This is a genomic window from Helicobacter suis (genome assembly GCF_902196135.1).
Classification (GTDB): domain Bacteria; phylum Campylobacterota; class Campylobacteria; order Campylobacterales; family Helicobacteraceae; genus Helicobacter; species Helicobacter suis_A.
Window position 1 is genome coordinate 27,936 of sequence record NZ_CABIKE010000013.1, and the last position, 13,288, is coordinate 41,223.

A 13,288-nucleotide genomic window follows, 5' to 3' on the forward strand; every position below is an offset into this window, starting at 1 on the left:
CTAATCCTTCTTTTTATGTTTGAGCGCTAAACCCACAGTGTTAGCGATGGTTTTTTGCATTTTAGGGTTGGCATCTTCTATATCTTGTCCAAATTTAATGCTTGAATCTAAATCTAAAAATTCAGATGCGGCTAGCTTTTGGATTAATTCAAGCCAATCTCCTTCTTTAGTGTTCTTGGGCAAAATCTGATAGTGGCGGTTAAAATTTTCTAATAAAGTTTGATAGCCTGCTGTATCTTTAATATTGTCAAATTCTGATAAAAGTTCTTTGACTGTGGGGATTTTGCTTGGCGGAGGGGGGGGTTTTAAATAAGTGTAGACAAGACCAATTAAAAACACAGGGAAGGCAAATAATAAACTAATTGCCCAGTAAAAGCCATAAAACCACAAATCATACATTCAAATCACGCGCGTATAAATGGTAAAAATCATTTGTAGCCTTTACAAACCCCTCTACATTCCCACAATCATAACGCTTCCCCTTAAATTTGTAGGCTAGTACTAATTTATTTTGGGCTTGTTCTAACAAAGCATCGGTGATCTGGATTTCTTGATTTTTGCCCGGCTTAGTGTGTTTGAGTATTGCAAAAATATCTGGGGTTAGAATATAACGGCCAATGACGGCTAAATTGCTAGGGGCTTCCTCTGCTTTAGGTTTTTCTACCATGTCTTGTACTTGATAAACCCCCTCTGCTATTTCGCGCCCTAAGATCACGCCGTATTTATGCACCTCTTCTATACTCACCTCTTCAATAGCCACAATGCAACATTGGTATTTATGATACAACTCCACCATTTGGGCTAACACTCCCTTACCCTGAGAGTTAATGCATAAATCATCGGCTAACACCACCCCAAAAGGTTCATTACCAATAAGGGTTTGGGCGGTGTAGATAGCATGCCCTAATCCTTTCATTTCATATTGGCGGGTGTAGGAAAACCTGCATTCTTGCATCAGTGCGCGGATACTTTTTAGATATTGTTCTTTTTGCGTACCATTGATTTGGTGTTCTAATTCATAACTAATATCAAAATGATCTTCAATTGCTCTTTTACCGCGTCCTGTAACAATGGCTATACTACAACACCCGGCCTCTACAGCCTCCTCTACGCCATATTGAATCAAGGGTTTATTCACAATGGGTAGCATCTCCTTAGGCATGGCTTTAGTGGCAGGTAAAAAGCGCGTGCCATAGCCTGCTGCCGGAAAAAGGCACTTTTTAATCATGGTTTCTCCTTTTGTAAAGTCGCGTTAAAAAAACCCTCTATATCAAAATGGGGGTGGTGGGCGCGGTGTTTAAAAATATTTTGGTAGATAATGTAATTGGCCATGACCTTTTGGCCATAAAGACGGGTTTCTTCATAAGGAATAAGTTCCATGCTAAGCCATGGATCAAATCTACGCCTTTGGCTGAAAAAATGCCGCTCTTTAAGGAGTTTTCTAAAAAAATTAGGCCCTCCGTTATAGCAATAAGCCACAAAGAGAGGGTGTTTAAATTCCTCTTTAAGTGTGTTGAGGTAGTAATTACCAAAGAGTAAAGAAATATTGGGGTTAAACATGTCAGTAAGGCTAATAGAGTTAAACCCTAATTGGTGCGCAAAGGGAGCGACATTAAAAGGCATGATTTGCATCAAACCTAAGGCATAGGAGCGAGAGATTAAAGCAGGCAAAAGCAAACTTTCTTGTCTAGCAATGGCATAAGCCATAGCCTTTTCTTGCAAACTTTTCCAGCGGATACCATGTTCATAGGGGGTTAAAAAGTAATGCCGTTGCTGGTTATAGTAATGGCTTAAAAAATAGGCTAAATGGGCTTGGCTTTTTTGTGTCCGTAAAGGTTTAAGCGCTCTTAAAAAGGTATTTCTATCACTAATAGCCAGAATCTTTTCTTTTAAAATTTGCCATGCAAAGGGGTCTTGTATATCAAAATAGGGTTGTTTATGGCTTAACCAATCTAAAGAGGTAACCAAATGGTATTTAGGGGGAGTTTTAAGGATCAAATTAGCATAAAGACTAAAGAGATTGGGGTTTAAACTATGGCTTAGGGTTTTTAAATAGGTGTGATCTTTACTCATCAGATATTGCCAAAATAGCGCCCGGTCGTGTAAAAAATCAGAGTTAGCGCTTTTTTCTGAGAGTTTAAAATAACTAAGGGCTTTTTGTTCTTGGTGGTATAAAAGGGCGTTGATTCCTAAAAGAAAAAAGGTTTTAGAATCTGAATGGGTGATAGAAGCTTGGCTTAAAGCTTGTTTGAAGTGTAAAAACCGGGCATCTAAAATAATGCGCTGTAAAATATCATTAAAGCTAGCGTTATTTTGATTAGCTAGAGCCGTTAAAACATCTGGATTAATGGGTTTATCTAGAAAATCTTGTCTTTGTTCGTAGGAAAGAGCGTTGTATAAAATAGCCACATTGGCCGCTCCGGCCTTAAGAAGAGTTTGGGTATTAGAGGGGTTACATAAAATTTCTAATGCCATGTAGTATTTAGGATAGGCGCTTAGTTTGTGTTGCAAAGTTTTAAGCAGTGGGAGATTAGCCTCTTGTTTAGCATCGCTAAAGATTTTAGAAAGAGACAAGCCAGCAACAATACAAGAGCTATCCTTAGAAATTAAATCTACTAGAGCAAGGTTTTGGCATGGGTTTTTACTAGCAGGTTCTAATGCCTTTTTTTGATACATCAAACTCTGAATTTTGGCGTTTTTATAAGCCACAAGCGCGTAGGCCTCTTGGGCTTCTTCAGCTGTGGTGGTTGGGTCTTGTAAAAAGATCCAAATGAAAAAATCGCGCGCAATGCCTTTAGGTTTACTCTTTAAAAAATTCAAAGTAAGGTCTTGGGCACTTAGAGTATTTAGTAGAATCAAAAATCCCAAAATCCAAGTACGCAAATTTAACCTTGAGCATACATGAATAAAAGCCGTACTAATGTCATGTCTAAAAACTCTAAGATAATAATCACAGCTAGAGGAGAGAGATCGATTCCATTAAAAAGCAAGAAGGGCATCATCTGGCGCATCTTTAATAAAACCGGCTCTGTGAGACGATAGAGGATTTGTACTAAAACATTGGAAGGATCGGGTCTTAAAAAACTAATCAAAGAGGCAATGATAATAATCCAAAGATAAAGATTAAGCAGGGCATGTAAAATAGTGGCGATAGCATTTAAAAGGGTATTCATGATCATGATTTTGTTGCCAAAGTAAGGATTTGATCTAAAAAAGGATATACATGGGGATAAAGTGTGGCTAACTCTAGGCCGTGGGATTGTCCGGTGAGTAAAATCCGCAGGGGTTTAAAAAAATCCTTTCCTTTAAGTTGGCTTTTTTGCATGGCCATTTTTTTAAAACTTTCAAAATCTGTACAAACGGGCATGGTTTTTAAAGTGTTAAAGAGTAGCAAACATTTATCGTAGAAATTTTGGCCCTCATAATCTTTAGAAATATCCTTAGGCGCAAACATTGCTTGTAACTTGCTATTTAATTCTACTAGAGTGCTAGATTCCTCTAAAAAAAGCTGGGCTAATGGAGCTTTAGAGGGGTCTATTTGCAAAACTTTAGCCAACTCCTCTAGGCTAAGATTTTGGAGGCGTTTATGGTTTAAATGGCGTAAATAAGGGAGGCTAAATTTAGCACTTGAGGCACTCACATTTTCTAAGACAAACCAAGTAGCTGCCTCAGATAAATCAAAAACCTCTTTTGGAGGCTTATACCCTAAAGAGATCAAATAATTAGCAATGCTAGCGGGTAAAAACCCTTGTTTGAGTAACCACTGCACACTAGAAGACTCAACTCTCTTACTCATCTTTTTTCCATCTTCTTCATTCAAGATAATGGGCAAATGTGCGTAGGTGGTGGGTTTATAGGGCAAATTCAGTACGCGAGAAAGCGCTTGTTGGATAAGCATTTGTTTAGGGGTGTTGCTTACATGATCTTCGCCGCGGATAATATAACTAATGCCATAGGTAAAATCATCGCAAGCACAGGCAAAGTTATAAGTAGGGGTTTGATTAGAGCGCAAAATCACAAAACTATCAAGTTCATGGGCGTTAAAACAAATCATGCCCTTGATTGTGTCTGTAAACTGCATTTCTTGCGTACTCCCCTTTAAACGCACAACAGGATTAGGGTTACTCTCTTTTTCTAAGAGTGCCCAGTGATCTTCATAGCGAAAGGGTTTTTTAGCCTTTAGAGCTTCTGCTTTTTTGGCCTCTAAAAAAGCAGGGGTGCAGTAGCAATAAAAGGCTTCTTGATTTTGTAAAAGTTTTTCTGCGTAGGCTAAATGGGTGGGTAAATTCGCACTTTGATAGATCAATTCATTCCAAGTAATGCCCACTTTTTCTAAAATCTCTAAGATTTCTCGATCTTTACCCGGAATATTGCGTTCTAAATCGGTGTCTTCAATACGCACCATCAGGGGGAGTTTAAGGCGCTTGGCTACTAGAAAATTAAGCAAAGCCACGCGCAAATTTCCAATATGCATACTTCCCGTTGGAGAGGGGGCAAAGCGTAACATTGGTTTAGCCTTTTTGCCCGATTATAACTAAAAGTGCTTTAAAAGCGCCCTTATTGGTGTAGTTTAAGGGCATACCTGCAGGGGTTATCCCTGCAAGCAACATTAATCCTCAATTTGATTAGTTTTGATGCGTTTAGCGTAGATTTTTCTAAGCTTTCTGATGTCTTGTTGCACCTCAAAGACCCCATGCCAGTGAGAGTAATCCGGAGCCATCATGATACCCCCTTGTCGCATGCGACGGCCTTCGTGATGCCACATGTGATACATGGTATTTTGGAAATCATCGCTCCACATGTCTTTACCTAACAAGTGTTTTTTAGCCAAAGCATCGCGCATTTTAACCGCCTCTTGGTAATACTCATTGTAGAGCATGATATTTTTATCTGCCATGAGGAAGAAGTTATCAACATGGGTGCTATTATGGCAGTCCATACAACCCGCTTTCATTTCCTCGCGTGCGGCCTCAGGTCCTTTAACATTGCCTGCTAAAGGATTACCTGCGGTGATTTTATTATCATACTTAAAGGCATCGCTAGCAGTTTCATATCCTCCTGTGCGCAATTGGCTTAAAGGCATGAACAAATTCCATTTTAAGCGGCGGCTTACATTGTGAGTAACCGCGCTTTTAGAGTTACCACTCATATGACAAGTTGCACAAGTGGGGGCTCTAAAGTCTGGCACTTTCCAAGTACCGGGTGCGGCATCAAAATTCCATTGTTCACCCTCAGTATTGTAGATATGCCCGTGCATAGAGTTATTATAAATTTCAATATCGGGGTGATCAGGACCTAAGTGACAACTTGCACATGCCGCTGGTTTTCTAGCTTCAACCAAACTAAATTTATGCGCGCTATGACAACTAGCACAGTTACCCAAAGAACCATCTGGGAAAGCCGTACCAATACCATAAGTAGGCCAAGTTTCTGGAGTTGGGCGTCTGTTTTTGTTTAACTTGATGATAGTGCCATGGCATTGTGAACAGCCTGTAATGGAGGGTGCACGCCCTAAATCTGGATGCCCACGCCCCTCTACTTCAATCATGAGAGTACGCATACTAGCCTTAGCCCAAGTTTGTACCGCACCTCTGGAGTGCCCGCTGTGTCTAAACTCTGTAACTTCTTTTTCATGGCATTTAGCACAGGTGTTAGTAGAAACAAGCACAGAGATAGGCACTTTAGAACCTTCATGCCCATCCATAGTGAGCATGGGGCTATCTTTAGTGATTCCATGGCAATCAATACAACTCACTCCTGCATGGGCATGCCGACTCATCTTCCAGTCAGCCACAATGCCCGGATTCTTCTTAGCATGGCATTCAATACAGCCCTTAGCTTCCCCGGTCATGCCTCTAAAAGTTTTAAGGGGTAGTTGTGTATCCATACCATTATCAACACTCGTACCCCCCCCTGTGTGGGCGCTATTTGTATGGGTACTATGCGTATGGGCGTTTTCCGTGTGAGACCGGGCAGAAGCCACCCCTACAAGACACATAAACATCAAAGCTAGCAAACTCATTTTGCTAGAAGCACGCATGGTTCTCTCCTTTAGTCGGGTTAAAGCACATTTTTACTCCTTTGTTTGGGTCTTTGTTTGGATTTTACGATCAACCATCGCAGAATCTGAGGCGGGTTTAACTCCGCTTAATTCTTCTAGCGTCTGCTTGCTACCCTGTACTAAGAAAGCTCTAGGATAGGGTTTATAGTCTTTTTTCAAAAAGGTTTTGAAGTGAAGGCCTAAATTTTTATGGCCTACTTGATCTAAATGGCATTCCACGCATTTTTTGTGTGAAAGCCCGCTAAAGTAATCGCGGTGAGGCAAAAAGGCTTTCATATTAGAAGTGGTCTCGCTTTTAAGATCTTCATGGCAGCGCAAACAGCCAGAGTCAAAAACATACTCTTTTGCGCGCCGTCTATTTTCCTCCCAGTCAAATTTGTATGGGTTTTTAAAGGTGTTACCATACACATCATGAAGACCTAAAATCGTTTTTGTTACAAAGTAGTTGATGATGTTGTCATGGGGTAAATGGCAATCTACGCAAGTGGCCTTAAAACCCACGCCATTTTTACCCCCATGTTTATCCAAGTGGTAAGCATCTACCTCAGGAGTCATGATATGGCACATCCCACAAAATCTATCATCTCCTGTCCACTCCACTGCCTGCACGGTTACAATGCTTAAAACCACACCAAGCACACACCCTCCGACAAAGAGCCAGAACAGAAAAAACCGCCCTTCTTTTAAAGCAAGTAGAACGCCCATATTGCCCTCGTTTAAAAATTACCCAAAATTTTTCGGAATTATTACTATGTAAAGTTAATGAAAAAGAAATTTTTTTACAAAATTGAAAAAAATTAAGAATCAGGCGGATAAAAGATTATCCTCCTCGCTCCCATTTATAAACTAAAAGTGTGTAATACGCCTACCACTCTGCCTAAAATGGCTAATTCGTCCAAATTATGTACCGTAATGGGTTGGTAAACAGGATTATCACTAATTAGAGATATTTTAGGGCGTTTGCTAAGACGGCGGATATAATACTCGCCCCCTAAATTTACCACATAAATTGCCCCCTCATAACGGGTACCATCGCTTTGGAATAACAACAAATCATTTTCTTTGATACGAGGTTCCATAGAATTACCCATAGCCTGTATAAAACCTAAATGATCGGTAGAGACCAGACCAAAACGGCGGATTAAAAAGGATTTGCTCAAAGGCAGAAAGGTCATTTTATCCTTATCCTCCGGGCTATTGCTAGTGCCTACTTTAATATCTCTAAAATAGGGCACCATCACGGTGTCTTTTACCTCTTGGTGGGTGGAGGTGAAAAAAAACAAATCCGTATTAAGAGCGTGGGCTAGCTTTTCTAAAGTTTCTAAAGTGATATTGCTTTTATGCTCACTCTCATAGCGTTTAATGCTTTGTAGACTAATCCCACATTTTAAAGCTAACTCCTCTTGGGTTAAGTTATTGGCACTCCGTAATTGTTTTAGTTTTTCTTTTAGCATAAAAACTCCCTTCTTGTATCTTGCATATCTTTGTGTACCTAAATAAAACATACCTAACCCTCTTCAGTCTCACTTAGAGGCTTTATGCGAATAATTTATACAAGTGAGTAATTTAAAATATGTTTAAAGTGCCTATTTTTGAGCTATAAAAAACCTTAGCTTGACAAGATAACCCTATTTAGGATAAAATACCCCTTTGTGAGAATTTCGGGGCGTAGCGCAGCCTGGTTAGCGCACTTGGTTTGGGACCAAGGGGTCGAAGGTTCAAATCCTTTCGCCCCGACCAGCAAGGTTTTATGGTGGGTGTAGCTCAGTTGGTTAGAGCACCAGATTGTGGTCCTGGGGGTCGTGGGTTCAAGCCCCATCACCCACCCCATTTTGCTTCAACTTCTGCTTATTTCCCCTTTCTTGCATTTTTGCGCTTGTAGCTCAATTGGATAGAGCACCAGACTTCGGATCTGGGGGTTAGGGGTTCGACTCCCTTCAAGCGTACCACGCGCTTGTAGCTCAGTTGGATAGAGCAACGGCCTTCTAAGCCGTAGGCCGCAGGTTCGAATCCTGCCAAGCGTACCAAACACCATTGATTAACTTAAACACCCTATAATACGGCAGGTTTTTTATTCATTGATTAAACGGAGTTACCATGCCAGCACAGCCTCTTGAGGAAATTATCCGCTCAACTTGTACCCTTGCCCGCACCTTGCAACAACGCATCAGCCAGAAACTCAGCCACACCGAGCGTTCTTTCCATAACAAGATGCAAAAACTCTTAAGTAACCCCTCTAATAAAATTATGTTGATTGAATTACTCGATCGCAGTTTCCGTTGCCAAAACAACCGCGCCCGCTTTGATCTTATTGAACACACACTAAAAGAGCATGGCATTGCAGATTTTTTTAGTGGCTTTGAAAAATTCTTACTTGTGGCCTTTTTGAGTGTGGGGAAAATCGCCCCCTCTATCAGCGTCCCCTTTTTCATTAAAAAACTCCGTAAGGATACAGAAGCACTTGTTTTAAACGAGGAAGGCGCAGACTTACGCCAAAAAATTGAATCACGGCGCGAGGCACATATCACGCTAAATATTAATCTCATCGGGGAGGAAGTGCTAGGTGAGATAGAGGCTTCTTATCGCATGCACAAATACCAAGAAGCGATTAAGACTAGTTTCATTGAATACATCTCCATTAAAATCACCACGATTTTTTCCCAGATCAATATTTTAGACTTTGAACGCTCCAAACAAGAGGTGGTTAAAAGGCTAGATATTCTCTATGGTTTAGCTTTAGAGCAAAAGGAAAAACATGGGCGGGATAAATTTATCAATCTGGACATGGAGGAATATAAAGATTTAGAGCTCACCGTGGCTGCGTTTATGGAATCTATTGCTAAATTTCCTATCAGTGCAGGCATTGTATTACAGGCCTATATCCCCGATTCTTATGAATATCTTAAAAAATTGCTAGCCTTTTCTAAAGAGCGGGTTTTAAGCCAACTCCCCCCTATTAAAATCCGTTTTGTCAAAGGCGCAAATATGGAAAATGAGGAAGTGGTCGCGGCGATGAAGGGCTGGGAATTACCCACCTTTAAAAGCAAGCAAGACACAGACTCTAACTATAATAAAATGCTTGATTTGATCTTAGAAGATGAGAATTACAAATACATTCATATTGGTATCGCTTCGCATAATCTTTTTGAGATCGCCTATGCCTATACCCGTATCCACACACTTAACGATCCCATAGCACAAGAACATTTTACCTTTGAAATGCTTGAAGGAATGAGTTTACAAGCTAGCTATGAACTCAAAGAAATGCACAAACTCATTTTATACGCTCCTGTTTGTGATGCCAAACATTTTAATAACGCCATTGCCTACCTTGTCCGCCGTTTAGATGAAAACACCGCAGCCGATAATTTTATGAAAGCCTACTTCAATCTCACCGTAGACTCCCCTGCTTGGAAAGATCAAGAAAGCCGCTTTCTAAAAAGTTTAGGGGGCATGGCCACTATCCAAAACATCCCCTACCGCACTCAGGATAGAAACAGCGCACAAAGTGGGCATTCTACTTATCCAGATAACCCCTTTAAAAACGAAAGCGATACAGATTTTATTTTAAAACCTAATCGGCAATGGGCACAAAAAATCGTAGATAAAACTAGAAATGCGCCCATTATAGAGCTCTCCCCTGTGATTGGCCGTTCCTACAACGCCCAAGACCTTAAAACCTTGATTATCCAAGATAAGATCGCCCACAAAAAAATCGCCACTGTGGCTTTGGCTAATGAAGCTGTGATTAAAGAAGCGCTTGAATCTGTAGAACAAAGTTCTTTTTCTGAAAAAAGTTTTAGCGAAATCCACGCTATTTTAAGCCAAACAGCCCAGTATTTTAGAGAGAGGCGGGGCGATTTAATTGGTTTGAGTGCGCTAGAGGTGGGTAAAACCTTTGTAGAGAGCGATGCGGAGGTGAGCGAGGCGATTGATTTTTTAGAATATTACCCCCATAGTTTGCAACAACTCCTCAAACAACACCCCGAAGTGCGCTTCCAACCTAAGGGAGTGGGGGTTGTAGTAGCCCCGTGGAATTTTCCTATTGGTATTTCTGTAGGCACGATTGCTGCGCCTTTAGCGGCGGGTAATCGCGTGATTTATAAGCCTTCTAGTTTAAGCGCTGTGGTGGGGTATCGTTTGTGTGAATGTTTTTGGGATGCCGGAATTTCTCGCGATGCACTTCTTTATCTACCCTGTAGAGGGGAAGATGTGAGTAAACACCTACTTAAAAGTCCTCTCATTAGCTTTGCTGTTTTAACCGGATCAGAGGATACAGCCAAACGCATGTTAGAGGCCAGCCCCACTTTGGCTTTGAGTGCAGAAACGGGTGGGAAAAACGCCACTATTGTAACCAAATTTGCCGATCGCGATCAGGCAATCCGCAATGTCATTCATTCAGCCTTTAGTAACTCCGGCCAAAAATGCTCGGCTACTTCGCTTTTAATCTTAGAAGAGGAAGTTTACAACGATGTAGATTTTAAAAAGACTTTAGTAGACGCGGCTAAGTCTATGAGTGTGGGCGATCCTTTGGAGTTGTACCACAAAATAGGCACTTTAGCCGATCTACCCAGCCTTAAAGTTAAAAAAGCACTTGATCACATTGAAGATCACGAGGAGTGGGCTATTAAACCTGTTACGCTAAATGATAACCCCTATTTAATGCCCCCTTGTATCAAATATGGCACTCGCTTAGGCGATTACACCCACACCACCGAGCTTTTTATCCCCTATCTTTCTGTGATGAAAGCCAAAGATTTAAAAGAAGCTGTAGAAATAGCTAATGCTACAGGTTATGGGCTTACAGGGGCTTTAGAGTCTTTAGATGAGAGGGAGTGGGAATATTATGTTAATCACATTGAAGTAGGCAATGTCTACATCAACAAACCCACCACAGGGGCTATTGTGTTGCGCCAACCCTTTGGCGGGATTAAAAAATCTGCCGTAGGTTTGGGGCGCAAAGTAGGGATTTATAATTATGTAACCCAGTTTGTACGCATTGAGGAAATCCCGGATCTCATCACCCAAAGCGCCACTACTCCCTTTTTACAAGCCCTTGAATCTTTTAATGCTCAGAATAATCATGGCTTTAAAGAGGCCGTGCAATTAGCGCGCAATTATGCCTACTACGAACAAGAGGAGTTTAGCCAAAAGCGCGACTTTGTTCAAATTAGAGGCGAGGAAAATTGGTTTTCATACACCAAAGTTTCTAGCATTGGTTATCGCGTATGCCCTACAGATGGCCCTTTAGAACTCTTTAGCGTTTTAATGGCTGCAGCGGTGTGTGCTATTCCGCTTACAATTAGTACAACCAGCCAAACAGAAAACCCGCATTTTGAAAAACTCCTAGCCTGTTTAGAATGTCTCAAACACCACTTTAGCCCTACAATTTGCTATGAAAGTTTGGAGGATTTTAGCGCTAAATTAGAAAGCTTTGGGCGGGTACGCTACTTTAGCGAGTCATTAGACTCTCTTTATGAAGCCGCTAGCGCTTTGGCCATTGTACTAGCTACGGCTAAGCCCCTTAGATGTGGGCGCTTTGAGTTGCTCAATTACCATTTAGAAAAATCGGTGAGTATTTCTTACCACCGCTATGGCAATCTAGGCGCAAGAGGCTTACAAATGCAAAAGCACGCCCATGCAGATTAATTACCAAGTTTTTACCGTCTTTGTTCTCTACTCTGTTTTAATGCTAGCCATTGGTTTTTACTTTTATAAAAAGAATGAAACCACAGAGGATTACTTTTTAGGCGATCGTTCTATGGGGCCGGTTGTGAGTGCTTTAAGTGCGGGGGCAAGCGATATGAGTGGCTGGCTGTTAATGGGCTTACCCGGGGCTTTGTATGTAAGCGGATTGATCAATAGCCATATTGCCATTGGTTTAACGATCGGGGCGTGTATTAACTGGGTTTTAATAGCTAAGCGACTCAGAGTTTATACAAGCGTCATTGCTAATTCTATCACTATTCCGGATTACTTTGAAACCCGCTTTAGCGATGATAAACACATTTTACGGCTTTTATCAGCCATTGTAATTTTGATCTTCTTTACCTTTTATGTTTCTTCTGGATTAGTAAGTGGGGCTAAACTCTTTGAAGCCACCTTTGGAGTGAAGTACAACCATGCCTTGATCACAGGGACACTTATCATCGTAACCTACACCTTTTTAGGTGGTTATAAGGCGGTGTGTTGGACTGATCTCATTCAAGGACTTTTAATGATGGGGGCATTGGTTGCTGTGCCTTGCATGATGCTTTATCATTTGGGAGGATTTGGCCCTAGCTTTGAACTCATCGCACAGGTTAAGCCAAACAATCTTACCTTTTTAGAGGGCACTTCTTTAGTAGCTATTATTTCTAGTTTGGCTTGGGGTTTGGGTTATTTTGGCCAGCCTCATATTTTGGTGCGCTTCATGTCTATTCGCTCCATTAAAGAAATCCCCCAAGCCACAGCGGTAGGTATTTCGTGGATGGCAATTAGTTTGATTGGCTCTTGCTTGATTGGCTTGCTTGGTGTGGCCTATGTGGCTAAATTCCATTTAAGCTTAGATGATCCAGAAAAGATTTTTATCCACATGAGCGCTACTCTTTTTAACCCATGGATTAGCGGGGTACTTTTAAGCGCCATTTTAGCCGCAGTGATGAGTACGGCTAGCTCGCAATTATTGGTGAGCTCTTCTACCATTGCTGAGGATTTTTACTCCAAGATTTTTAACAAGCAAGCCCCCGTTCAAGCCGTGATGTTGGTTAGCCGCGCAGCAGTCTTAGCCGTAGCCTGTATTGCTTTTCTTATCTCCACCGATCGCAACGCTAGCGTGCTTAAAATCGTGTCCTATGCATGGGCAGGCTTTGGCGCTAGCTTTGGCACTGTAATTTTATTTTCTCTCTTTTGGGCACGCATGACAAGAATAGGGGCTATTATGGGGATGATTTTTGGCGCTAGCACGGTGATTTTATACGATAAATTTGGAAAGGTTTATTTAGACATTTATGAAATTGTACCCGGATTTATCGCTAGCTCTTTGGCCATTGTAATTTTCAGCCTACTAAGTTCTGTGCGTCCCGGCACAAAAGATGCTTTTGATTTAGTGGTGCAAGAAATCAATAAGGGATAGAATTTGAAACTTTATTTCCACCACTTCACAAGGATGCTCCATGAAAGCAGAGAATAACACCCAAAACATTGATGAACTCTTTGAAGAATTTGAAGAGATCAAAGATGATTTAA

10 protein-coding genes and 4 tRNA genes are annotated in these 13,288 nt (G+C 41.2%); 6 read left to right on the top strand and 8 right to left on the bottom strand.

Translation table 11 applies throughout. From position 1 onward, the window contains the following. The 8 genes from G6Q06_RS07390 to G6Q06_RS07425 all read right to left on the bottom strand — a co-directional run bounded on the left by G6Q06_RS07390 (position 1) and on the right by G6Q06_RS07425 (position 7,515). Entirely contained in the window at positions 1 to 399 is a 399-nt protein-coding gene (locus tag G6Q06_RS07390; protein ID WP_163534055.1) for a hypothetical protein, read from the bottom strand. Then, on the bottom strand, positions 392 to 1,228 hold the full coding sequence (gene galU / locus G6Q06_RS07395) for a UTP--glucose-1-phosphate uridylyltransferase GalU (RefSeq protein ID WP_163534056.1): 837 nt from the start codon (positions 1,226 to 1,228) through the stop codon (positions 392 to 394). Before galU ends, G6Q06_RS07390 begins: the two co-directional genes overlap by 8 nt. Beyond that, positions 1,225 to 2,883 (bottom strand): lytic transglycosylase domain-containing protein, encoded by a 1,659-nt coding sequence (locus tag G6Q06_RS07400; protein ID WP_163566203.1) that lies wholly within the window; start codon positions 2,881 to 2,883, stop codon positions 1,225 to 1,227. Before G6Q06_RS07400 ends, galU begins: the two co-directional genes overlap by 4 nt. 2 nt (positions 2,884 to 2,885) lie before the next feature. After that, the gene (locus G6Q06_RS07405; RefSeq protein ID WP_163534909.1) at positions 2,886 to 3,179 is read right to left on the bottom strand and encodes a YggT family protein; all 294 of its coding nucleotides are present in this window, start codon (positions 3,177 to 3,179) and stop codon (positions 2,886 to 2,888) included. After that, the gene (gene gltX / locus G6Q06_RS07410) at positions 3,176 to 4,507 is read right to left on the bottom strand and encodes a glutamate--tRNA ligase (RefSeq protein ID WP_163566204.1); all 1,332 of its coding nucleotides are present in this window, start codon (positions 4,505 to 4,507) and stop codon (positions 3,176 to 3,178) included. The genes G6Q06_RS07405 and gltX overlap by 4 nt, the downstream gene beginning before the upstream one ends. A 102-nt stretch (positions 4,508 to 4,609) precedes the next feature. Next, positions 4,610 to 6,040, bottom strand: a complete 1,431-nt coding sequence (locus G6Q06_RS07415) for a multiheme c-type cytochrome (RefSeq protein ID WP_163566205.1) — start codon at positions 6,038 to 6,040, stop codon at positions 4,610 to 4,612. Positions 6,041 to 6,073: 33 nt separating this feature from the next. Then, positions 6,074 to 6,766 carry a cytochrome c3 family protein gene (locus G6Q06_RS07420; RefSeq protein ID WP_163566206.1) on the bottom strand — a complete coding sequence of 231 codons (693 nt, stop codon included), beginning with the start codon at positions 6,764 to 6,766 and terminating at the stop codon, positions 6,074 to 6,076. A gap of 134 nt (positions 6,767 to 6,900) precedes the next feature. Next, positions 6,901 to 7,515 carry an XRE family transcriptional regulator gene (locus G6Q06_RS07425; protein WP_163566207.1) on the bottom strand — a complete coding sequence of 205 codons (615 nt, stop codon included), beginning with the start codon at positions 7,513 to 7,515 and terminating at the stop codon, positions 6,901 to 6,903. Positions 7,516 to 7,723: 208 nt separating this feature from the next. Here G6Q06_RS07425 and G6Q06_RS07430 point away from each other — a divergent pair. The 6 genes from G6Q06_RS07430 to putP all read left to right on the top strand — a co-directional run bounded on the left by G6Q06_RS07430 (position 7,724) and on the right by putP (position 13,175). Beyond that, positions 7,724 to 7,801: transfer RNA gene (locus tag G6Q06_RS07430), tRNA-Pro, on the top strand. 13 nt (positions 7,802 to 7,814) lie between these two features. After that, a tRNA-His gene (locus tag G6Q06_RS07435) sits at positions 7,815 to 7,891 on the top strand. Positions 7,892 to 7,933: 42 nt separating this feature from the next. Next, positions 7,934 to 8,010 (top strand) — tRNA-Arg (locus tag G6Q06_RS07440). A 1-nt stretch (position 8,011) separates the two neighbouring features. Continuing rightward, positions 8,012 to 8,088: transfer RNA gene (locus G6Q06_RS07445), tRNA-Arg, on the top strand. Between the two features lie 70 nt (positions 8,089 to 8,158). Then, positions 8,159 to 11,710: a proline dehydrogenase family protein gene (locus tag G6Q06_RS07450; RefSeq protein ID WP_163566208.1), complete on the top strand. Its 3,552-nt coding sequence runs from the start codon at positions 8,159 to 8,161 to the stop codon at positions 11,708 to 11,710. After that, positions 11,700 to 13,175 carry a sodium/proline symporter PutP gene (gene putP, locus G6Q06_RS07455; protein WP_163566209.1) on the top strand — a complete coding sequence of 492 codons (1,476 nt, stop codon included), beginning with the start codon at positions 11,700 to 11,702 and terminating at the stop codon, positions 13,173 to 13,175. Before G6Q06_RS07450 ends, putP begins: the two co-directional genes overlap by 11 nt. The last annotated feature ends 113 nt before the right edge of the window (positions 13,176 to 13,288 follow it).